The sequence below is a fragment of the Spiroplasma endosymbiont of Glossina fuscipes fuscipes genome (assembly GCF_049669535.1).
Taxonomy (GTDB): domain Bacteria; phylum Bacillota_I; class Bacilli_A; order Mycoplasmatales; family Mycoplasmataceae; genus Spiroplasma.
In genome coordinates this window covers 756,040-778,629 of record NZ_CP187162.1, presented here as the reverse complement: position 1 = coordinate 778,629, position 22,590 = coordinate 756,040, and the positions used below count along the sequence as shown (strand labels likewise).

Annotated in this window: 22 protein-coding genes and 1 riboswitch; of the genes, 17 read left to right on the top strand and 5 right to left on the bottom strand. The window is 27.3% G+C overall.

Translation table 4 applies throughout. The annotated features are described in order from the left end of the window. Positions 1-15: 15 nt before the first annotated feature. Complete coding sequence (locus ACOBWH_RS04510) at positions 16-396, bottom strand: lipoprotein (RefSeq protein WP_424525631.1); 381 nt, start codon at positions 394-396, stop codon at positions 16-18. 139 nt (positions 397-535) lie between these two features. On the opposite strand from ACOBWH_RS04510, the gene ACOBWH_RS04505 reads away from it, so the two are divergent. The 11 genes from ACOBWH_RS04505 to ACOBWH_RS04455 all read left to right on the top strand — a co-directional run bounded on the left by ACOBWH_RS04505 (position 536) and on the right by ACOBWH_RS04455 (position 11,786). Beyond that, positions 536-1,504, top strand: a complete 969-nt coding sequence (locus tag ACOBWH_RS04505; protein WP_424525629.1) for an IS30 family transposase — start codon at positions 536-538, stop codon at positions 1,502-1,504. A 182-nt stretch (positions 1,505-1,686) separates the two neighbouring features. Further along, entirely contained in the window at positions 1,687-4,260 is a 2,574-nt protein-coding gene (locus ACOBWH_RS04500) for an FtsX-like permease family protein (protein WP_424525627.1), read from the top strand. A gap of 12 nt (positions 4,261-4,272) precedes the next feature. Next, the gene (locus tag ACOBWH_RS04495) at positions 4,273-4,521 is read left to right on the top strand and encodes a hypothetical protein (RefSeq protein ID WP_424525625.1); all 249 of its coding nucleotides are present in this window, start codon (positions 4,273-4,275) and stop codon (positions 4,519-4,521) included. Further along, positions 4,502-5,470 (top strand): hypothetical protein, encoded by a 969-nt coding sequence (locus ACOBWH_RS04490; RefSeq protein ID WP_424525623.1) that lies wholly within the window; start codon positions 4,502-4,504, stop codon positions 5,468-5,470. The genes ACOBWH_RS04495 and ACOBWH_RS04490 overlap by 20 nt, the downstream gene beginning before the upstream one ends. 103 nt (positions 5,471-5,573) lie before the next feature. After that, complete coding sequence (locus ACOBWH_RS04485; RefSeq protein ID WP_424525621.1) at positions 5,574-5,999, top strand: exodeoxyribonuclease VII large subunit; 426 nt, start codon at positions 5,574-5,576, stop codon at positions 5,997-5,999. Further along, the gene (gene xseA / locus ACOBWH_RS04480; protein WP_424525619.1) at positions 5,942-6,796 is read left to right on the top strand and encodes an exodeoxyribonuclease VII large subunit; all 855 of its coding nucleotides are present in this window, start codon (positions 5,942-5,944) and stop codon (positions 6,794-6,796) included. The genes ACOBWH_RS04485 and xseA overlap by 58 nt, the downstream gene beginning before the upstream one ends. After that, positions 6,783-6,989, top strand: a complete 207-nt coding sequence (gene xseB / locus ACOBWH_RS04475; protein WP_424525617.1) for an exodeoxyribonuclease VII small subunit — start codon at positions 6,783-6,785, stop codon at positions 6,987-6,989. Before xseA ends, xseB begins: the two co-directional genes overlap by 14 nt. Before the next feature lie 6 nt (positions 6,990-6,995). Next, a complete protein-coding gene (locus tag ACOBWH_RS04470) occupies positions 6,996-7,670 on the top strand; it encodes a hypothetical protein (RefSeq protein ID WP_424525615.1) in 675 nt (224 codons plus the stop codon). A 13-nt stretch (positions 7,671-7,683) separates the two neighbouring features. After that, positions 7,684-9,462, top strand: coding sequence for a 1-deoxy-D-xylulose-5-phosphate synthase (locus ACOBWH_RS04465; RefSeq protein ID WP_424525613.1), 1,779 nt, complete (start codon positions 7,684-7,686; stop codon positions 9,460-9,462). 66 nt (positions 9,463-9,528) lie between these two features. After that, positions 9,529-10,626: an aminopeptidase P family protein gene (locus tag ACOBWH_RS04460; protein WP_424525611.1), complete on the top strand. Its 1,098-nt coding sequence runs from the start codon at positions 9,529-9,531 to the stop codon at positions 10,624-10,626. A 47-nt stretch (positions 10,627-10,673) separates the two neighbouring features. Next, positions 10,674-11,786, top strand: coding sequence for a hypothetical protein (locus ACOBWH_RS04455; protein ID WP_424525609.1), 1,113 nt, complete (start codon positions 10,674-10,676; stop codon positions 11,784-11,786). 41 nt (positions 11,787-11,827) lie between these two features. Here ACOBWH_RS04455 and ACOBWH_RS04450 read toward each other — a convergent pair whose 3' ends face one another. Continuing rightward, positions 11,828-13,054, bottom strand: coding sequence for a hypothetical protein (locus tag ACOBWH_RS04450; RefSeq protein ID WP_424525607.1), 1,227 nt, complete (start codon positions 13,052-13,054; stop codon positions 11,828-11,830). Beyond that, complete coding sequence (locus ACOBWH_RS04445) at positions 13,044-13,169, bottom strand: hypothetical protein (protein WP_424525605.1); 126 nt, start codon at positions 13,167-13,169, stop codon at positions 13,044-13,046. The genes ACOBWH_RS04450 and ACOBWH_RS04445 overlap by 11 nt, the downstream gene beginning before the upstream one ends. A 373-nt stretch (positions 13,170-13,542) precedes the next feature. Here ACOBWH_RS04445 and tkt point away from each other — a divergent pair, with 373 nt between their 5' ends. Together tkt and ACOBWH_RS04435 are read left to right on the top strand one after the other, a co-directional pair. Then, entirely contained in the window at positions 13,543-15,498 is a 1,956-nt protein-coding gene (gene tkt, locus ACOBWH_RS04440; protein ID WP_424525603.1) for a transketolase, read from the top strand. A 60-nt stretch (positions 15,499-15,558) separates the two neighbouring features. Next, positions 15,559-16,080: a GNAT family N-acetyltransferase gene (locus tag ACOBWH_RS04435; RefSeq protein WP_424525601.1), complete on the top strand. Its 522-nt coding sequence runs from the start codon at positions 15,559-15,561 to the stop codon at positions 16,078-16,080. Here ACOBWH_RS04435 and ACOBWH_RS04430 read toward each other — a convergent pair. Beyond that, positions 16,063-17,088: an energy-coupled thiamine transporter ThiT gene (locus ACOBWH_RS04430; protein ID WP_424525599.1), complete on the bottom strand. Its 1,026-nt coding sequence runs from the start codon at positions 17,086-17,088 to the stop codon at positions 16,063-16,065. The genes ACOBWH_RS04435 and ACOBWH_RS04430 overlap by 18 nt on opposite strands. 82 nt (positions 17,089-17,170) lie before the next feature. Beyond that, positions 17,171-17,271: riboswitch (TPP riboswitch) on the bottom strand. 84 nt (positions 17,272-17,355) lie between these two features. Here ACOBWH_RS04430 and ACOBWH_RS04425 point away from each other — a divergent pair. The 3 genes from ACOBWH_RS04425 to mtnN all read left to right on the top strand — a co-directional run bounded on the left by ACOBWH_RS04425 (position 17,356) and on the right by mtnN (position 19,897). Continuing rightward, entirely contained in the window at positions 17,356-18,060 is a 705-nt protein-coding gene (locus ACOBWH_RS04425) for a hypothetical protein (RefSeq protein ID WP_424525597.1), read from the top strand. 63 nt (positions 18,061-18,123) lie between these two features. After that, a complete protein-coding gene (locus tag ACOBWH_RS04420; protein ID WP_070406782.1) occupies positions 18,124-19,221 on the top strand; it encodes a nicotinate-nucleotide adenylyltransferase in 1,098 nt (365 codons plus the stop codon). Positions 19,222-19,225: 4 nt separating this feature from the next. After that, entirely contained in the window at positions 19,226-19,897 is a 672-nt protein-coding gene (gene mtnN / locus ACOBWH_RS04415; RefSeq protein ID WP_424525595.1) for a 5'-methylthioadenosine/S-adenosylhomocysteine nucleosidase, read from the top strand. A gap of 291 nt (positions 19,898-20,188) precedes the next feature. Here the strand turns inward: mtnN and ACOBWH_RS04410 are convergent. Further along, positions 20,189-21,297 (bottom strand): IS3 family transposase gene (locus ACOBWH_RS04410; protein WP_424525593.1). Its coding sequence is split into 2 segments (ribosomal slippage): positions 20,189-21,057 and positions 21,057-21,297, totalling 1,110 coding nucleotides; the frame shifts between segments, so codons are not numbered across the junction. Positions 21,298-21,439: 142 nt separating this feature from the next. Between ACOBWH_RS04410 and ACOBWH_RS04405 the strand changes: the two genes are divergently transcribed. Continuing rightward, complete coding sequence (locus ACOBWH_RS04405; RefSeq protein WP_424525591.1) at positions 21,440-22,588, top strand: hypothetical protein; 1,149 nt, start codon at positions 21,440-21,442, stop codon at positions 22,586-22,588. The last annotated feature ends 2 nt before the right edge of the window (positions 22,589-22,590 follow it).

Genomic DNA, 22,590 nt, shown 5'->3' with positions numbered 1-22,590 from the left:
ACTATTAAGTTCCTTTTATTCTTTTCAATCTGTAATTTTTCCTGTTTTATTGTCAACTGTTGGTATTTCAGGCTCACCTTCACCATCTCAACGATAAATTGATTTATACTCATATAAATGTCATTTTCCTTCTCCTTCAATTCCTTTTCAATCTATAATATTTCAGTTTGTTTTACTTCCAAAAATACCAATATAAGTTTTACCAGTATTTCCTTCACCAATAACAGATGTTATTAACTTTCAATTACTATTTTCTGGTGGTTGTTGTGGATTATATGGTAGTTCTGGTTTATTGCCCCCGTTTTCATTGTTATTTGGTTTTTCACAACTAATTAATGTTGTTGTACTTGTTGCTGTTAATCCGATTGTTCCTAAAATGCTAAGTCATTTTTTCATATTTTACTTCTCCTTTATATATTTTACTTCTCCTTTATTAAAATTACTTGAATACTATAATTAATTATATCATATATCAATAATGTATTAAATAATTTTAATATTAAATTTATAAATTAATGAAAGGTATATAAATGTTATGTATAGTCATTTAAGTTTTATTGATAAGGTTAAATTGGAAAAATTATTATTATCCAAATTATTTTTAAAAAAGAATGGTGAAATAAATATTTCACAAATTGCTAAATGTTTGAACAGACATCGTAGTACTATTTTACGAGAAATTAAGCGTTTTAAAACTATTGATGAATATAGTGCTTATAAGTCAGATAAAATGTATTATGAGAAAAGAAAAAAGAATAATAAAAGATATAAGTTTACAGAAAAACAATTAAATTTTATTAATATAAGATTTAATGTTTATCGTGATTCTCCATCACAACTTATCCATCGTTATTTTTTAAAGTTTGGTATTAAATTTCCTGTTTGTGTTAAAACATTGTATAAATGAATTTATTTAGGTTTTTATGGTTTTTTAAAGCAGAATTTACGTCATCATGGTAAAAAATATAAAACAAAAGGAAAATTTGATAATCGTGGTAAATTAACTAATTTTAAATCAATATGAGATATTGAAAATAAAAAAATTAATGCTGGTTGATTTGAAATGGATACAGTAGTTGGTAAAGACCATCAATCTAGTAATTTAGTTTTAGTAGAACAATTAAGTAAAAATTACTTTGTAATTAAATTAAAAAATCATACTGCTAATGAAGTTGTAGAAAAGTTTAAAGATATTGTTATAAGTAATAATTTAATTGGGAAAATTAAAGGAATAATAACCGATAGAGGAAAAGAATTTAGTAAATGAAGAGAATTAGAAATATTTGCTGAAACACAAGTTTATTTTTGCGATCCGGGTTCACCACAGCAAAAACCACTAATTGAATATATGAATTCTGAACTTAGAGAATGATATCCTAAGGGAACTGATTTTAATAATGTTAGTCAACAAAAAATAAATTGAGTAGTTAATGTTATAAATGATAAATTAAGGCCTATTTTAAATTGAAGAACATCAAAAGAGGTATTTTTAGAGAATTTTTAAATAAATTTATTACTTAACTTAATAAATTATTTTTTAGTATGGCTAAGTGTGCTTAAAATAAAGTAAAAATTATAAATATTTTAATTTTTGAAAATTTATAATTGATTTTTTATGATTTTTATTATATTATTTGATTAATAAGATTTGTTGCATTTCATTTTACATGATTCCAAATAAAACGGATGTTATTAATAATAATTGGAATTGTAATCTTTTTTGCCATAATTATTATGATTATTTTATTTATTCAATTAAAAAGTATGATTGAAAAGCAACGGAGTCAAATTGGGATTTTAAAGGCAAATGGTTATAATAATTTTAAAATTTCATTATCCTATGTGATGTATTTTTTGACGGCTTTAATAATTGCTACTCCAATTGGGTGATTACTTGGTTTAGGCTTACAGGTTCCAATTATTAATTTATTTGGACAATATTTTATCTTACCAAGTACTTTTGTCATTAGTTGGCAAGTGTTATTATTGTTTTTCCTTTTAGCAGGAAGCATTATTTTTATTCTTGTTGTGATTAAATGTAATGTCATATTAGGTCGAGAAGTGTTAGCATTAATAAATTCAAATCGTGATTTTAAACCAAACAAATTAATTAGTCAATTATCATTATATTTTACTAAGCGGTCATTTAAGACCCTATTTCGGTTAGTCCTATTAGGAGCTAGTTGAAAAGCAGTTATTATGTTCTTAGTAACAACTTTTATTGCCACGGGCACAATTACGTTAGCAGCTTTGGTTCCAAATAGTATCAAAACCTTAAGCAAACAATATTATCAAAACTTAAATTATGCCAATGAATTAAATTATCAAAATATTATTTATAATAATCCGTTAAGTCGTTATGAACTTTATGATAGTCCTAGTGAAAATCTTCCAAATTATGGTGGAGTTAATGACCCAATTTATCAAAAGTTAGAAAATGTCCCAATTGCACCGTATGTATATGCACGAGGTGCAGATAATACAACAAAATGAATTACGTTGTTTGTTGTTAATATGTTAGTACAAAATATGACGGTATTTAAAGGCAGCAATATTTCAGTTGGGTTATTACGCTATTTATATGATTTATCAACGGATAGTAATATTAAAACTCGGCTTGATAATCAATTATCATTAGTAACATGTACTTTTTTACCTCAATTATTTGGTCAATCACCAGTTTCAAATTCAGAAGCAGCAGGAACAACATGACATAAATGGTCGTATTGTATTGAACAAGCAACTAATACAATTTTACCAACTGTTATTAAGGAAAAATGAGCAGCAAATGAAAAATATCAGTTACGCTTTAACTTTGGGTTCAACTCAATGGCTTATGATCAAAAAACAGATAGTTTATTTACCGGTTTTGATACAAAAATTGCTGCTGTCAATAGAATTATCCGTGATAGTGCAAAAAATCAAATTTCATCATATGGTCTTAATGTCAATGATAACCAAGTTGTTTTTACAAATGACTTAAAAACAAAATTACAAAAAGTTCCTTCAAAACAGAATAAAGCAATTCCAATTGCAATTAATGATTCAGCAGCGGTAAAATATAATTTAAGATTGAATGATATTATTAATTTTTATACCAATCAACCACGACTGCAATTTTTAGGTAAAGACCAACAATATTATGATATTAAACCTGAATGATGAACTTATCAAAATGGTAATATTACAAATAACCCTTGAACTTTAAATCTATCACATTTAACAAATTCTTTATTAACAGGGACTAATAATGACCAGTGAGGAACAAATGTTAATCAGCCATATGCTTCAATTAGTGGTTTAAAATTAAATTTACCAGTTAATATGATTAATGCGCATGCTTGGAGTCAAGACAAGATTGATATTAATCCAGAAAGTGGTCCAATGAAAGTTGATTTATTAAATAATAAAGTAACTAAAATTGAACAAAATAACTATGTTATAGGTGCATATGATTTAGATTTTGACCATCCTTTAAAATCATTGATTGATTTAGTAAATGGTGGTTTTGCTAAAAATTGGTATGGGCAAGCTTTGAAATTAGGACTGTTGCGAGTAACAACATCTAATTTTAATGTCTTATCTAATTATCAATTTAAGGTGGTTGGAGTCCAACATTCTTATGATCAAGCTCGAATTTTTTTAGATCAAAAATGAGCAAATCATGTTCTTGGATATCAAGATAGTTCCCAATGATTTAATGGTAAATATACGAAAGCAATCCAACCCGCTGATCAATTTCAACGCTATGTGTTATCTTCTGTTAGCGCGGATAATTCGCTAAATGATGGTTTAACTTTTTTCAGTTCGGCAGTTGGTAAAGTTGATTATTTATATAATAAGAAACAAGTTGTTAATCAGTTAAGTTATTTTACAACTGTGTTAGCAGGAGCAATGGTATCGATTATTATTTTCTTAGTAACAGATGTTTTTATGGAACGATATACAAAATTTATTGCTTTAATGCGAGTTTTTGGTTACCGGCGTGGAGAAATTAATAGTATGACATTAGCAATTTTTATTCCCTTTGCCATTTTAGGTTGATTACTAGGCTTTTTCTTAGTTTGAACAGCGGTTTATTTTCCCGTTAAAATGGGGTTACAAGCGATTAGTTTGCCATTAAGTTTATCAATGCCGTGATTATTATTTATTGCGATTTTTGGAATTATTAGTGTGATTTTTGCCTTAACATTTGTTTTATCAACAAGAAAAATTAACCAGTTACCAATTCAAACAATTGTCACATTAAGTGATGAATAGGAGTTAGAACCAATGAAAAAAATATGAACAATTTTGACAGTTGGAATGTTAATGTTAGGGCTACCTTTAACATTAATAAGTTGTACAAAGAATGATAATCTATATCCCGAACAAAAAAATACATTAGCATTGGCAGTTCAAAAGGTTACCAATACAGTTAAAACATATCAAGAAATTGAAATTGATAAGAATAAAGTAACTTTAACTGAAGGTAAAATTTATGCAGTAAATACTATTTATAATGTTTTGGGGGGGCGATAACAACATTTATGGTGTTACCCCGCAGAACATTAAAATTACAACTGTTTTAGATCGTGATGGTCAAATTCTTGATGATCATAGTTTTTCGGTTGGAATTGTTTTTGAAGTAAAATATGATATTAATAATAGTTTTGAATTTTTAACTAATGAATCATTCTGATTATCATTAAAATATTTAACTCCTGATGAAATAATTAAAAATAATTTAGTTTTTACAGTAAGCAGTGCTTTTCAAATCACTAATAATAGTATTTTAGAAATTGGTAGTCAAGGTGCAATTGCAATTGAAAAAACACCGACGGGTTATCAAACAACAGATCAAGAATTATTACAGTGAGATTGTGATACTGTTAATCATCAAAACTTATTACAGCTTGGACGAATGATATTTCCGAAAAACATTAACAAAATTCCAAATAATACAATGCGAATTAATGTTATTCAACATTATCCAAATAACAGACAGTTATATATGGTAACACAAGCAGTTAATAATGGTCAATTAGCTCAACCAAAATATAAGGCAATTAAAGTACAAGGAAATGATCAATGAGATTTGTTAACGGTTGCTTTAATTCAAGTAATTGAAATTCGCAATAAATTATATGTTGTTGTTATTAATCCGGCAACAGAAAACTTAGATCCAATTTTATTTAATTTACAATATAATGGTTCAGATTGAATGTTAGATTTAACAGCCCCAATTTTTCTTAATTTAAAACAAGGTTTTATTTCTGGCGAAGAATATTTAGCAACAAATTCATTATTTACTGTTAAAGGCGTAACTTATGTTATGACAACACTTGGTAACTTATATCAAATTGATTATTTAAACCAAACTCTTTTATTAAAAAAATTCTTAATGAAAAAGAAACAACTAATAATATTCATAGTTATATTATTGACGAACAAAATAACAAAATGTTTCGAATTAATCATGATCAGTTAGAAGAAGTAAATAATATTTATTAAAATTAGTTTAATTTTAAACTAATTTTAATTCTTTTCAGTGATATTATTAATTGGAAGATAATGGCATATGGAGGGGTTTTATGAGTAAGAACATTTATACTGTTAGTGAAGTTAACGCATATTTAAAAACAGCAATTGAACAAAATCCCAATTTTATTAATATTTCTCTACAAGGTGAAATTTCTAATATTACAAACCATTCGTCAGGACATATTTACTTTACAATTAAAGATGATAAGGCCCAAATTCGGGCAATTATGTTTGCTTTTAATGCTAAAAATTTACAGTTTAAATTAAAAGAAGGATTAAAGATTGTTGCAACAGGTTCAATTAAAGTATATGAACCGCAGGGAACGTATAGTTTACAAGTTGTTTCTTTATCTTTACATGGGGTAGGGGACTTGTTTTTAAAGTATGAAGCATTAAAGCAAGAATTAAGCAAAAAAGGATGATTTGATCAATCATTAAAAAACCAATTCCTCAGTTTCCAACCAATATTGGAGTAATAACAGCCCCAACTGGAGCAGCTATTCGTGATATTATTACCACGATTCATCGACGTTATCCACAAGCTAATATTTATTTATTTCCAAGTTTAGTTCAAGGTAGTGAAGCAAAGCATGATATTCGAAAAAATATTAAAGCAGCCTTAACTTTTGAGCCTAAAATTGATACCTTGATTGTCGGTCGTTGTGGGGGTAGTATTGAAGATTTATGAGCTTTTAATGAATTGGAAGTTGTTGAAGCAATTTTTCAAGCAACAATTCCTGTTATATCAGCGGTAGGATATGAAATTGATTTTACTTTAGCAGATTTTGTTAGTGATTTACGAGCACCAACCCCAACCGCAGCAGCTGAATTAGCAACACCTGATCAAAAAGAGTTAATGAATTTTTTAAACCACCAACAACGTACTTTAATAACAACGATTAAAACAAAAGTTGATAAATTTGTTGATAAAATAACAGAATTAAAAAATAGTTATGTTTTTACAAAACCCCAAGCATTGTATGGTCAACAAGAACATTCTTATCAATTATTAGTAAAGCAGTTTAATGTTTGCCAAGAAACTTTTTTCCTGGCCAACAAGAATGTTATTCAAACTTATTATCAAAAATTAACCACATTAATCCAACAACAAATTTTAGCAATTGAATATACGAAAAATAATTTATTAAGTAAATTAACATCAATTCAAGAAGTAACGAATAATGATATAATAATGACACGTGTGCAAGATGGAATTATTGAGTCAATTGTACAAACAATTAAAAAGGATGGTGAAGAAAATGGCAGAGAATAAATCATTTGAACAAGTTTTAGAACAATTAAAACAAATCGTTAATGATTTAGAAAATAATCAGTTATCATTAGATCAAGCGATTGATGCTTTTGAAACGGGAATTAAATTAACTAAATTACGAGATATTAAAGATAAAGTCACTAAAATTGTGAAAGATAATAATACAACTGATTTTAAAGTTGATGAAGAATAATTTATTATGGCAGGACAAATTTTTGAACGAAGTGGCTGAGTTAAAAAAAACAATATTAAAATTAGGAAAAAATTATTTAAATTAAAATTAAGTCGAGTTGTTTTAAAGGATTTTAAAACATTTGATGAAAAAGATATTTTAATTAAGAATTTTGTTTATTTACTGCGGTTAAATAATTTTGATGAAAAAGAATACTTTGATAGTATTATTTTAATTAAGTTAGTTTTAATTTATTATCATATGCAATATATTCGTCATCCTAGGGTGAAACGTGAAGAAATTCAAATTTTAAAGGTAATTGAGGCATTAGAACAAAAAATTTTAGTTAATAAAATTGCTACAAATTATGAAAAAGAAATTTTTGCAAATGTTAAAATTGATGATCCAAAGATTATTAAATACTATCGTTTTGATTTGTTATATAATTTTATTGCAAATATTTTCTATCAGCCCTTTATAAAAAAACAAAATGCTGAATTATATTTTGACTATGGATATTATCTTGTTTTTTTAATTAACTTAACAGTAATGAAAAAACTATTTAAGGATAGTGCTAATGTTGAAATTTATAAAATTAAATTAGATGTAACAGCTAATTGTCATTATTTAATTGGTGAAATTACCCCATTATATTTCAATAATTTTGTGCAGCAAATTAATTATTTTTTACAAAAATATTAAGCGAGGTTAGAGAATGAAGTTAAGAGATTATCAGAGTCATTATGATCTAAAAGATTTAAAAACAAAAGCATTAATTGAATTAGCCAATGATGTTCGCCAACTGATTATTGCAACAGTAACTAAAAATGGGGGCCATTTGGGTAGTAACTTAGGGACAGTTGAATTAACAATTAGTTTACTAAAGATTTTTGATATTGATAATAATGATATTATTATTTTTGATACTGGTCATCAAACCTATGCTTATAAAATTTTGACTGATCGAAAAACACATTTTTCAACAATTCGTTTGCCAGATGGTTTAGCGGCATTTCAACATGTTAACGAAAGCAAATATGATTATATTTCAAATGGTCATGCGGGAACTGGTTTATCAACAGCTATTGCTTATAGTTATAATCCAAAATACAATAATATTATTTGTGTAATCGGTGATGCATCTTTTACTAACGGCTTAACTTTAGAAGCTTTAACTCATTTGGGGTTGATTTCAAATAAAATTATTGTTGTTTTGAATGATAATGGGATGAGTATTTCAAAAAATGTTAATATTTTACATACAACAGTTAGTAAGGTTCGAACAGGATGATTATATCGTAGTGCCAGTAAGGTTTCTAAAGTATTACGATACATTCCACCATTGACATTATTATGATTAGCACATTTATTAGTAGAAAAAATTATTCGTAGTTTTGCAATTCCGGGCTTATTTGCTGGATTTAACCTAGATTATATTGGCACTGTTGATGGTCATAACTTTCAAAAACTAAACAAAAGTTTCCGCCAAGCAAAAAAGAGTTCAAGTAGTGTTATTGTCCATGTTAAAACAAAAAAGGGTTATGGTTATGGTTTGACTCAAACAGAGCAAGAAAAGTATCATTCGTATAGTTTAAAAGATACTAAAACTAGTGAATGAAGTTATTATGTTGCGCAAACAGTTGAAAAAGTTTTTCATACTGTTCATGAAAAATTTTATTTTATTTCAGCGGCAATGCAAGCTTCAATCTATTTAGAAGAGTTTATGTTAAAAAATGAAAAATATTGCATTGATGTTGGGTTGGCTGAAGAACATACGATTACATTAGCATCTGGTTTTGCATTAGATCATCAACCAGTTGTTGTTAGCATGTATGCTAGTTTTTTGCAACGAACTTATGATCAAATTTTACACGATGTTGTTCGTAATCGATTACCTGTTATTTTTTTAATTGATCGTGCTGCTTTATCACCAGGTGATGGTGATAGTCATCATGGGATTTATGATGTTGGTTTTTTAAATAGTATGGGTGATATTCCAATTATTAGTCAACCAGCAACTAGTGGTGAATTTGACCATTTATTTAAATTAGCACTTGTAAATAAGCAAGATCCATTTTTTATTCGCTATCCAAAAGGAGGTATTATTATACAACCTTTAAAAAAAGAATTTAATCTTGGGCAATGAGAACATGTTATTAACAATAAAGAAGCATCTATTCTCTTAATAACTTATGGTAATAATGTTACAAAAGCTCAAAGCATTATTACTAAATTAGCAACAAATAAAATTGATGTTATTAATGCAAGATTTATTAATCCAGTTGATAAACCAATGTTAAAGCAAATTAGCACAAATAATTATCAACAGATTATTATTTTTGAAGAAGTGATTAATCAAACAGGATTATATGCTAAAATTATTGATTTTTTACCAAGTAAGAAAACAAGCATTACCCATTATGGTTATCAAAATGGGTTAAGTAAAAATGAGGACAATAAGCTGGAAGAAATTTTACAAAATTTAATTAATTAAATAAAAAAACCTTGTATTCTAGAAAAATAAGGGTTAAATTTATATATAAGAAAAAGGAGAAGTAATATGAAAGAATATGTTAAATTTAAATTAAATAAACAAACAGAATTAGCGCAGTATTTAAAAAATCATCAAGTTGATGGGGTTTTATTTCATTCTACGATTAATCGTTTTTGATTTTCTGAATTTGAATCATCAGAAGGATATTTGTTATTTACAAAAAATGAATCAATTTTGTATTTAGATGGTAGATATATTACCGCTGGAAAAAAACAAGCTAAAAATGTAACGCACATTAAAGAAATGATAACAAATAATGCTGGTAGTTTTTTTGGAATGTTGCAAGATGGTTTAGCGAAAAATAAGGTAAAAGTATTAGCTTTCGAAAGTGATTATTTAACATATTTAACTTATCAAAATTTAGCCAAAAGTTTATCAACAATTGAATTAAAACCTGTTGATTTTTCTGAATTACGAGCAATTAAATCAAATCAAGAGATTAATGCTTTAAAACAAGCATGCGCAATTGGCGATATTGCTATTAATAATGTTATTAAGACAATTAAACCAGGAATGACTGAACGTCAAGTTGAACAAATTATTATTAATAGTTTTATTGAAGCAGGAGCAGATAAGCCAAGTTTTGATACAATTGTTGCATCAGGATGACGTGGTGCTTTACCGCATGGGCGTGCAACAGATAAAGTTATTGAAAATAGTGAATTAATTACAATTGATTTTGGTTGTATTTATAAAGGGTATTGTTCTGATACTACTCGTACTATTGGGTTAGGAAAACCTTCTGATCAAATGTTAGAAATTTTTGATGTTGTTTATCAAGCCCAAAAATTAGGGATTGAAGCAATCAAACCAGGTGTTAGCACTGCAACAATTGATAAAATTTGTCGTGATTATATTACAAGTAAAGGCTATGGGCAATATTTTACGCATTCAACTGGTCATGGAGTTGGCATTGAAATTCATGAATTTCCACGAGTATCACCATTTTGTAATGCTTCATTAGAACCAGGAATGATTATTACTGTTGAGCCAGGAATTTATATTCCTGATGTTGGTGGTGTTCGAATTGAAGATGATATTTTAGTAACAGAAACTGGTTATGAACTTTTAACAGAAGCAAAGCGTGATTTAATTTTAATTTAATGAAACTATCCAAAACACAAATTACTTTTCTTATCTTTTTTATTTTCATGCTTTTGTTTCTATTATTATCAATCATCTTAATTGTAATTGCTGGAAATCAAATACATAAATTACTTGTTAATAATCAGATATATGTTTTATCAGGGGTTGCAGATTTTCCATCAGCATTTTGATTAATCCAATATGGAATTAACTTTGTTTTTTCAATGAAAATTATTGATCAAAACAATATCGAAGTATTAACAACTAATTTTATAATTTTATACCAAATCGGTTATGCTTTCTTATTAATCGTTGTTCCTATATGTGGTGTTAGTTTTTTAATTACGATAGTAATCTGGTTATTAACATTGCGAAAAACAGCAAGAACAGCGTTATCGTCAACACCAGTTGATAAAAACGCAGATAATCAATTATTAAATGACTTAAAAACGAATATGAACCAAATCCAAGATTATTTAATTAAACTGCATAATGATATCAAAGCTTTAAAAAAATTTACGGGATTAATTACCCCCAAAACAAAGAATCCTTCAACACAAGTTAGTGAAGAACAAGTTGAACGTTTTGGGCATGATTTAAATGTGATTCAAGAAAAACTAGGACAACAGCAGCACGCTGAAATGTTAAAAATAGTTGATCGTGATGAGTTTGAACGAACAAATAGTGGCATTGAACGACCAATTAGTTTGGTTAAACCAACAGAATATATTATGCCGAAACGTGATACAAATTTTGTTAATGATTTTCCAACGCAACAATTTTTGTCCACAAAAATGTTATCAGAAACAAAAAGTGAAAAAAAACTTTCTTTAAGTTCAATTTTTGATCGGAAAAAAGTTAAAGAAGAATTAGAAACAGAAAATGAAGAAGTTTTCAAAGCTTTTCCATTAGAATTTAATGATCCAACAGTTATTGAAGATAAAGTGTTTCGTGAAAAAGTTGGTTTTGATTTAAATGATTATGATTATACAACTGAAAATGATATCAATGCCATTGAATTTCAAACTATTTACCAAGTTGGTGATCGGATGATTGATAATGGTGTTGAATATGAGATTGTTTTAGTTGTTCCACGGCACATTAATGATACGGTAATGTATGAGTTAACATTAAAATCAACTCTTGACGAATCAGTTAAGTCAGTTATGAGAAAATAATTTAGACATGATTTTTATTGTTAAAAGAGGATAAATATAATTTATTGGTTTGTCTTATTTTCTAGTTTTGGTTTTGTAAAAATAAAACAAAAACCTAATATTAACATTAAGATAATAACACTATAGATAATTATATAGGTTAACATTATTGTATGGAAATTAATAATAACTGGAATAATGATAATACTTAACAATAAACTAAAAATAGCATGGCCAAAAACATGTTCAAACATTAAAGCTAATGTTAAATGTTCAGTTCCAACTAAACTAATAATATTGTTTTTTTGTATTCGGCTTAAATGTCCTAAACAAAGACCAATTAAAATTTGACTTCCTCCTAACCCTACGGTTAGATATAAAAGATGATTTAATAGTGGTGGTTGCATAAGATAAGCGATTGTTAATCCTAATAATAGACCAACGGCAATAATGGCAATAATAGTATTGCAACAAACATCTCGTTTAATAGTCGTAGTATTAGTTTTAATCAAATACCCAAGGAAATAACTTAGTTTTCGAATAACATATAAAACTCCAACGGCAATAATCATTAAGTTTGTATCTTTAAAAATTAAAACTGGTAATAAGTAACCAAATACCTCGTTAATACTATATAAAAAACTTGATGAATATAAATAACTTCAAAATTGTTTATTTTTTTTCAAGGTTTTTCAACTTGTTGGATTAATTTTAAAGGTAACTTCCTTAGTTTTTAAGTCATGGTTAAAAAAGATTAAACTAAAATTAGTTAAAGTAATAAGAGTAAAATATGCTTGTAAAGCAATATTAGTTCCTAAGTCATTTAAGAAATATTGAAATAAAAAGGGAATAATAATAGTAAAAACACTACCTAAGGTAAAATAAAGACTTGGATTTGTTTTTAATTGATGTTGCCGAGCATAACTACGAATGATTTCCATTGTAAAAGGAACCATTCCAGCAACAAAAATCCCAGTGGTAAAAAGTAAAAGTGGATAAAAATAAATAATTAATTTGTTATCAAAAAAATTAATCATCATTAATAAAGAAACAAAAAGAAAAAGAAAAAAACTGTTAATTTGTAAAATAAATATATTATCTTTTTTCTTTTTTCTTTTTGCTCATAGGGGTGTAAAAAAGAACATTGCGGTCGGAAGTAATAGGAAAAATCAAATTTTTGATAGTCCAAATTTTTGATAAATTTCAAAAGGTAAAAAGGAAAATAGGGCTCCCATTAAAATGCCTTGAATAATTAAGGCTGTTTTTCAACTACGTAATTTAGTTGTCATTTTTGTTATCACATCCTTTGCTTTCTTGTTTTGTTTTCGGTGTTATTTTATATAAATTAATTTTACTATTATTTAAGAAATAATAGCTTTGTTTTTTAACTCTTTTTTGCATCATCAAAATTTTTTATTTTTTATAATCAAAAATAAAATTTGAGATTATCAACCAAAAAGAAGAGTGAATTGTTTCAAATATAATATTATTTAACATCTTTTACATGTAACGTTCTCCATTTATTATTATGTATTTTAAAATGCTTCCTTTTGGCAAAGCTAAAGGACATCATCACGGCTCTTAAACAAATATTTAACCATTACCATCACTCTTTTTCTATTTTGAACTGCCAACTTTTTCTTATTATAAATTAATAATTAGAAAAAAGTAAAATTTGAATAATTATTTTGCAAATTATAAATATCTTTCTTTTAATTCGTTGTACAATGTTAATATGAATATTAATTAAACAGTGTATAAAAAAGGAGAATACAGAATGAAAAAATCAATTGATGCAATTAGAATGTTAGGAATTGAAGCAATTAATAAAGCTAATTCAGGGCATCCAGGCATTGTTCTTGGGGCTGCGCCAATGGCCTATACTTTATTTACTAAGCATCTAAATGTTAATCCGCAAGTTGATAAATGAACTAACCGGGATCGGTTCGTTTTAGCGGCAGGACACGGGAGTGCTTTATTATATTCTTTATTACATTTATCAGGATTTGACCTTAACATTGAAGATTTACGAAATTTTCGTCAAGTTGATTCAATTACTCCTGGTCATCCTGAGTCACATTTAACACCAGGGGTTGATGTTAGTACTGGCCCATTAGGACAAGGAATTGCAACGGCAGTTGGCTTAGCATTAGCAGAGTCACATTTGGCAGCAAAATATAATACGAAAAAATATTCGCTTTTTGATCATTATACTTATGTTTTATGTGGTGATGGTGATTTACAAGAAGGGGTAACTCAAGAAGCAATTTCTTTAGCTGGACATTGAAAGTTAAATAAATTAATTGTCCTATTTGATTCAAATGATGTTCAATTAGATAATATGGTTAATGTTGCACAAAGTGAAAAAATTGGCGATCGTTTTCAAACAGCAAATTGAAATTATCTTTTTGTTAAAGATGGTAATGATGTTGAAGCAATTAACAAAGCTATTATTAAAGCAAAAAATAGTGATAAACCAACTTTAATTGAAGTAAAAACAATAATTGGATTTGGAGCAACCAAACAAGGGACACCAGCAGTTCACGGTGCACCGTTAGGAACAGATATTGAAACCGTTCGTAATTTATTAGGATGAACCGAAAAACCATTTGAAATTCCTGGTGAAATTTATGATGATTTTGAAGTTAATGTTAAAAATCGTGGAATTAAAAAATATGAACAATGGTTAAAAATGTATGAAGCATTTTGTCAGGAAAACCCAGCTTTAGGAAAAGAAGTCGATGAAGCAATTCACGGGAACTTTACTTTTAATCCACAACAATTTCTTGACTTAAAACCAACGAAACCGCAAGCAACCCGCATTAGTAGTGGTGCTATTATTGAACGCATTTCAAACATTATTCCAAATTGAATTGGTGGTAGTGCTGATTTAAGTGGGAGTACTAAAGCAAAAGGAGCAGATGGTGTTTATAGCGCAGAAAATCGCAAAGGACGTAATCTAGCCTATGGAGTTCGTGAATTTGCAATGACAGCTATTAATAATGGAATATGTTTACATCGTGGTTTATTACCATTTGCTAGTGGCTTTTTTGTTTTTGCTGATTATATGAAACCAGCAATTCGGTTAAGTTCACTAATGGAAATCCCAGTTGTTTATGTTTTATCACATGATTCTATTGTTGTTGGTGAAGATGGACCAACACATCAACCAATTGAGCAATTAGCAATGTTACGAAGTCAACCAAATTTAAATGTTTTTCGTCCAGCAGATTTTAATGAAACACTAGGAGCTTATCATCTTGCGCTGCAGTCTCGTCATACTCCAAGTGCTATTTTAATTACACGTCAAGATTTACCAGAGTTGGAACATTCTAGCGTTGAAATGGTCAAAAAGGGAGCATATCAAGTTTATGGTTCAGAGCATCATAATGATGTCGTTTTAATTGCAACAGGTAGCGAAGTAAGTATGGCTATTGCGGTTGCAAAAAAATTAGAGCATGATAAAAAGATTAATGTAAAAGTAGTCTCAATGCCATCATGAGAATTATTCGATAAGCAAGATATTACTTATAAAACAAAATTGTTGGAACCAACAGCGTTAATTGCTTCGATTGAATTAGGAACAACCTTTGGTTGAGAACGTTATACTTCAAATACGGGATTAAACTTTGGAATCAATACTTTTGGTCAATCAGGACCATTCCACGATGTGTTAGAATATTTTGGTTTTAATGTTGAAAATATTGTTAATGCCATTAGTAAAAAAATATAATTATCAAAATAATGATAATTACATTTTTATTTATGATTTAATTAGAAATAGGAGTACCAAATGATTTTATTTGAAACACCCCGACTAATAATTCGAATGTGAAAACCTACTGATTTATCAGCATTTCAATTATTAAATGCTGATCAAATGGTAATGAAATATTTTTCAAAGGTCTTATCAGTTGCAGAAACAACTGATTTTTATGTTAAAATTCAAACTAATTTTAAAACCAACGGTTATGGTTTATATGTTGTTGAAGCAAAATCAAGACATGAATTTCTTGGTTTTTGTGGTTTTAATAATGTTACTTTCCCCGCTGATTTTACCCCCTGTGTTGAAATTGGATGGAGGTTAAAACAATCAGTTTGAGGACAAGGTTTTGCAACTGAAGCAGCACAAGGATGTTTAAATTATGCTAAAAATAATTTACCTTTTCGAACGATTTATAGTTTTACCAGTGTTTTTAATCATCAATCAGAAAATGTTATGAAAAAACTTGGAATGCAAAAAGTACAAGAGTTTTATCATCCAAATCTAGTAAAAACTAATTGATTATTAAGTTTTTTAACCTTCATATTTTAAATAACGTTGTCAAAAGACGGGAGTTAAACCCCGCAACGCTAGCGGAATCACAATTTGCATAATTGGATAAGTAAAAATAAAATTATGAATAAAGTTATAAACAATTGAATATAATCAATTAGTATAGCCTGGTCAAACTGAATCAGGGAATAACGTTGTTCAAATTAGAGCGCCAACTATAACTTGTGAAACATAAATTAAACTAATAATACTAAAACAAATAATAATATAATTAATATATGTAATGTACTTTTTATCGTTATTAACCTTAAAACGCATAAATCCAGCAATCATAGGCACAATCATTGGAATAAAGTAATCCAATAAATATGATCACGGTGAAACAATAAAACCTGACGAAATAAATAAAAGCGACATTAATGCGCTAATTGCTCCTGTGATAAATCCAGCTAGTGCTGAGTGAATAAAGGCAATAATTGTTAATGGAATATATTTTAAAGCGATACTTCCACCATGTGGTAAAATCGGAATAAGTGTTTCTAAAAAAGCTAAGACAAGAGTTACTGCGGCAAACATTGCAATAATCACAAAATCAAATGTTTTTCATTTTCAAATTCCTAAATTAATTAAGAATCGTTTTCTCTTGCTTACTTTTGAAAAAAGGACATCACTAACTTTAACTTCATAACTATAAATAATAATATTACTAATTAAATTAAGAATATTAAGACTAATAATATTTAAAATAATAAATTGCATTTTATAATTAATATATTCTTCATAAGTAGTTAATCAAGTACTAATGGTATATATAATACTAAAAATTAAACCAAAAACACAAATTGCAATGAAAAAAATTGATATATTTTTAAAATTTTGATCATTTGCTAAGTGCAAAATGGTACTTAATGTTGCTAATGGTAAAACACTAAGAGTGATTAAAAAAGCTAAATATAAACTAATTGGAATAAAAATTGTTAATTTATTGTATCATAAAACAATTCGTTGTTGTTTTACAGTACATTTAAAAATTAGATTTTGCTCCATATATAAAAAAATCTCCTTACACAAATAACTTTATAATTAACATCTGTGAAAATGAGGATCAAACTAAATTTATTGAATTAATAAATAATCAATTTGAACTCCCTCCGCTAGTTTTAACTAGATCAGGTTCTAAGAGTATTTCTCAAACTTATTAAAAATAATAAGCTACCTCTGTCAATTACATTATAATAATAACATTGTTAGAAAAAACTGCAAGAAATTTTATAATTTATTATATAATATATAATATAAGTTAGAGGAAAAGATATGTTTAAATGATTTAGAAGAAAGAAAAAACAGGATATAATTGTTAATTTAGCGTCAGCTAGTAGTTTTGATGATGACATTGAAGCAGCAAGAGCAAGTGGCATTGATTTTAGAGAAAATTTTGTTAGTGAAACACCATTATCAGCTATAGAAGATGATAATTTAGAAATTAATACAAAACCAACTGTTGATCAAAAAAATGTTAATAATATTCATAGTCTTGTTCAAAACGCTCGGAGTCAAATAAGTAAGTATAAAGAAGAAAACAATGTTAATGAACATGAAAATTTATTAGAACGGTTAGAGCGATTAAAACATCTTCGTGATAGTTCGCAATCAAAGCCAAATGAATTCCAACAAATGTTAAATCAAATTAAAGAACGTAATTTTAATGATCGAATGGCATATATTATGGATCGAATTAAAATTTCACATCGTGATGATCATAAGTTAGAATTAGATCAAAAAGGTGAACCAAAAAAGAAGAAAGAGTTAAACCAAACAAAAGAAGATAATATTGCAATTACTGGGAATAAAAAAGAAATTACTAAAATTAAACAAAAATTATCGCACGAAGATTATTCTGTTGCAAAACAACATAATGATTTTACAATTACTTTATCCGTTGAACAATTTCAACATATTGTTCGTGACACTGTTGAAGATGTTTTGGTTGAATTAGGAATTAAAAACAAAGATGAATAATTATTCTTTCTTTTTCATTTTGGGGGAAGTTAAAAAAAGAATTAGGTGATGGAGGCAAGGATTATGAAGATAGCGTTATTTGGGGGCAGTTTTGATCCATTTCATACTGATCATTTAGCAATGATTAAATTGGTTAAAACTAAAACAGATATTGATGAAGTATGAATTATCCCAACAAATCAAAACCCTTTTAAAATACGAAAACTATCTCCCGCTAACGATCGATTAGCAATGATTAAATTAGCAATTAGCAAATTATCATATGTTAGAATTAATTTAATCGAATTAGAAAACACAAAACCTAGTACAACTTACGATACTGTTTTAAAATTACAACAACAATTTCCTATGCATCAGTTTTACTTTATGATTGGGTCTGATCAATTACAAACATTAGGGAAATGAAATAATATTGCTGAACTAATAAAAATGCAGACATTTATTATTTTTCAACGAGATGATCAGATTAAACAAAGTGTTCTGCAACAATATCAAGCACTTTTAATTCCTTTTACTAATAATTTACATTTATCTTCAACGTTGTTACGAGAAGGAAAAAAAGTTAATTTACAATTACCAGCAATTAGAAATTATATCAATAATAACTTATTATATTTGCCAGAACGGTTAGCTAAAAATATGGATGCTGAGCGTTATCAACATTGTTTAAATGTTGGTAAAAAGGCCCAGGAATTGGCATTACGACATGGTTTTGATTCTCACAAAGCGTTAATTGCGGGAACTTATCATGATATTACAAAACAATGAGCAAAAGAAAAACAAGAGGTTTATTTAACAAAATATTTGCCAAGTTTCTTAAAAGAACCAATTCCAACTTGACATTCATATACGGGATATTGTTATTTAAAATATGACCTTTTATTTACTGATAAAGAAATTTTATCAGCAATAAAATGGCATACTGTTGGTCATCGTCAAATGACACCCTTTGAAATGATAATTTTTGTTGCTGATAAAATTAGTGCGGAACGAAATTATCCTGGTATTGAAAGTTATCGTGCTTTAGCAGAGCAAGATTTAATGAAGGCATTTCAAGCATTATTAACAATGCAATTTGAACGTGCTGTGATGCAAACGGGTCTTGCTTTGTTAGGAAATAAACTTAAATTAACTTATCAAGAATGAAAGCGAGGAAAATAATACGATGAATTTAGTTATTAGTGCAATGCAAGCTGAATTATCTGCAACAATAGTAGCTTTACAACCAACTGAAATCATTAAGTATGATGATATTAAATTATATCAAAAGGGAACATGATTATTTGCAATTAGTAAAATTGGATTAGTAAATGCCACGATGAGTTTAACAACCTTAATTAATGATTATGCCATTAAAACAATTTATAATATTGGAACTGTTGGGAGTTTAAAAAAACGGTTACCGCCATTAACTGTTTTGCTTATTTCCGAAGCATATTACACTTTTGCTGATGCACAAGCATTTGGATATGCAATTGGACAAATTCCTGGAGAAGTAAGCAGTTATCATAGTAATGAAACATTGTTAACATTAGCTGAAACAAAAATATTAGATAGTCAACAAGCTGTTTTAGGGAGTAGTGATATTTTCATTGATAAAGCAGAATATTTTAACTATATTAAAACAAAGTTTAAAGATAAAATTGATGTTGCTGATATGGAAGGAACTGCTTTTTTTCAAGTTGCTGCAAAGCACCATTTGCCAATGATTAGTATTAAGATTGTCAGTGATTATTTAGAACCAAGTGGGGATAGTGCAACTAGTCAATTTGAAAAAAATTTACCCCAAGTTAGTTTGATAATTCGTGATTTAATTATGAAATTTTTAAAAGATTAAATAATAAGGAGTTATTATTAAAAAATTGGTCATAATGCATTATCTGAAAATACATTTTATCATTTGGTTGTTGAATGATTACCTTGTGATGAATATCAAAGTATAGATGAAGCAATAAGTGATATTAAATTATATGTTCATTTTTATAATTTTGAACGTATTCATAGTAAATGAAATGGATTGCCACTAATAAACGTAGGATAAAATGTAATTAAATATTTTAGATACTAAATTTAATGCTATTTTTAATAACATTAATAATTGGAATGGCAACACTTTTTAGGACACTTTTTATGTAGACTTCTGATTTCTAAATTCAACTGGAGTTAAGTAATTCAAACTACCATGAATTCGAATATTGTTGTATCAATTAATGAAATTAAATAGTTCCAACTTTAATTGTTCTAAATTTTTAAATTTTCGACCATTAATAAATTCAGTTTTAAAAGCTTTATAGGTTGTTTCAGCTACTGCGTTATCGTAAGGGCAACCTTTTGCACTTAATGATCTTTTAATATTAAATGTTAATAAAATTTCTTCAATAATTTTATTTTTAAATTCATTACCACGATCTGTATGAAACAACCTAATTTGATTTAGTGGTCGTGTTATTTTATAAAATGCCTGCTGAACTAGTTCAGCAGTTTTATTTGTTCCAGCGCTATAGCCAATTACTTCACGGTTAAATAAATCAATTAGTAAGCAAATATAATGTCATTTTGAACCAACTTGAACATAGGTTAAATCGCTCACAATAACTTCATTTTGTCTTTTATTACTAAACTCACGATTTAGAATATTACTAATTTGATCATTATTTACAGGAGATTTATGATTGCGATATTTTAATTTAGTATATTTTGATACTAAATTATTTATTGCCATAATTCTTCTAATTTTTTGTCGAGATAAAATAATGTTCTTTCTTGCTAAAATAATTTTAATTTTTCTAGCACCATAAACTTTATAGCTTTCTTTAAATGCACTGATAACTTCATTTTCATAAATATTAATTTCAGTTTTAGTGATCTTATTAATTTGATAATAATACTTTGATTTTGCTATTTTTAATATTTGACACATTTTCCTCACTGAATATTTGTCTTTATTGTTAGTAATTAATATTACTTTTTGCCTATTATCAGTGCTGCTTGCTTTAAAATATCATTTTCCATTCGTAATTGTTTGTTTTCTTTTCGCAACTGAATAAGTTCATTTTCTTCAACAGAGCGATTGTCTTTAGCTTTAAAAGAACCAGAATTCTCAAATTTTTTTACTCATTGATAAAGAACTGCCTTTGAAATTTTATATTCGTTAACAATTTCAATATTACTTTTACCATTTTTATATAACATTACGATTTGTTTCTTGAATTCATCGGTGTACTGGTTTTTTGCCATTTTTATATTCCTGCTTTCCTAATAATTTTAGCTTATTTTTTTACAGTCTACATAAATATGGTCCAAGTTATTGTAACCTATCCAATATGAAACTTATAAAATAAAAGAAAAATTAGATAAAAATGAATTAACAGCAAGTTTAATGGGTAAAACTATTTTTGGTTTATTAGAAACATCAGATGGTAATATTGATTTATGAATTAACCCTTTTAACTTTACATCACGCGTAAGTAAAATAAATGAAATAGAACAAGGTGCTGATATTTGATTAAATTATCATCAATCAGATAGTGGTTTTATTTTAAATTTAATTTGTACCAAAGATAAAATAATTATTAAAGGTTGACCTAAAAATAATGAAGTAGTTGTTGGACAAAGTAAAACACAAATTAAAGATAATGTTAAACCTGTTTTAGTACAAGAATTTAAAAATAAATTAGGTATAGCACCTTTTTGAGAAATGATAAATGAACCTAATCCTTTATTTTTATCAACATCAACCACTTTAAATCCATGGCCTACAATGGCAAATTGTTATAAATTACAATTTGATTTAGAAGATAGTTTTGATATTAAATCAAAAGAACGATGAGCAAATCGTACACACTGATATGGAATATTAGATGATAATTTAATGAATGCTTATAATAATGGTAATAAAAATGTAATGCAGGATGTTTTTAATGATATTTTTGTTCAATCTGGTCAAACAGCAGCAGATGGAACATTATCACAATCTTTACAAGTAGTACAAGGCAAACCAACCTTAGAAACATATACCAAAGATCAAAAATCAATTATTGAACAAGTATACTTAGCATGTCATTTTTCTAGTCCTTTTGGTGATAAATCCGATAATGATCAAAATAAAACACAATCATTATTAACTAAAACAAAAGATTTAGAAAAACAAGCTTATTTACAAGCATATCGTATACAATATTATACTAAGGTGTTTGATACTGTTTTAAAATATTATGGTTTATGAGATGATGTTGGTGAACGACCTTATGGTTTTGATTTTATTAGTGCTAGTTTAGTTGACCAAATGCGACAAAATGAATTAATTACTGCTAGATTAGATAACGGTACAATGGAACCAATAAGAGCCATAACTGAATATGATAATATTGATGAATTACAAGCAACAAAATATTTAGAAAAAATAGAGGTATGACAAGATAAAATGCAGACCAAAGAAATAGAACATAATAATAAATTAATGGAATATGATGAAACTGGTAATAATCAAAATGCCTTACAAGGTAGAACAGAAATTAAGGAGAATTAACA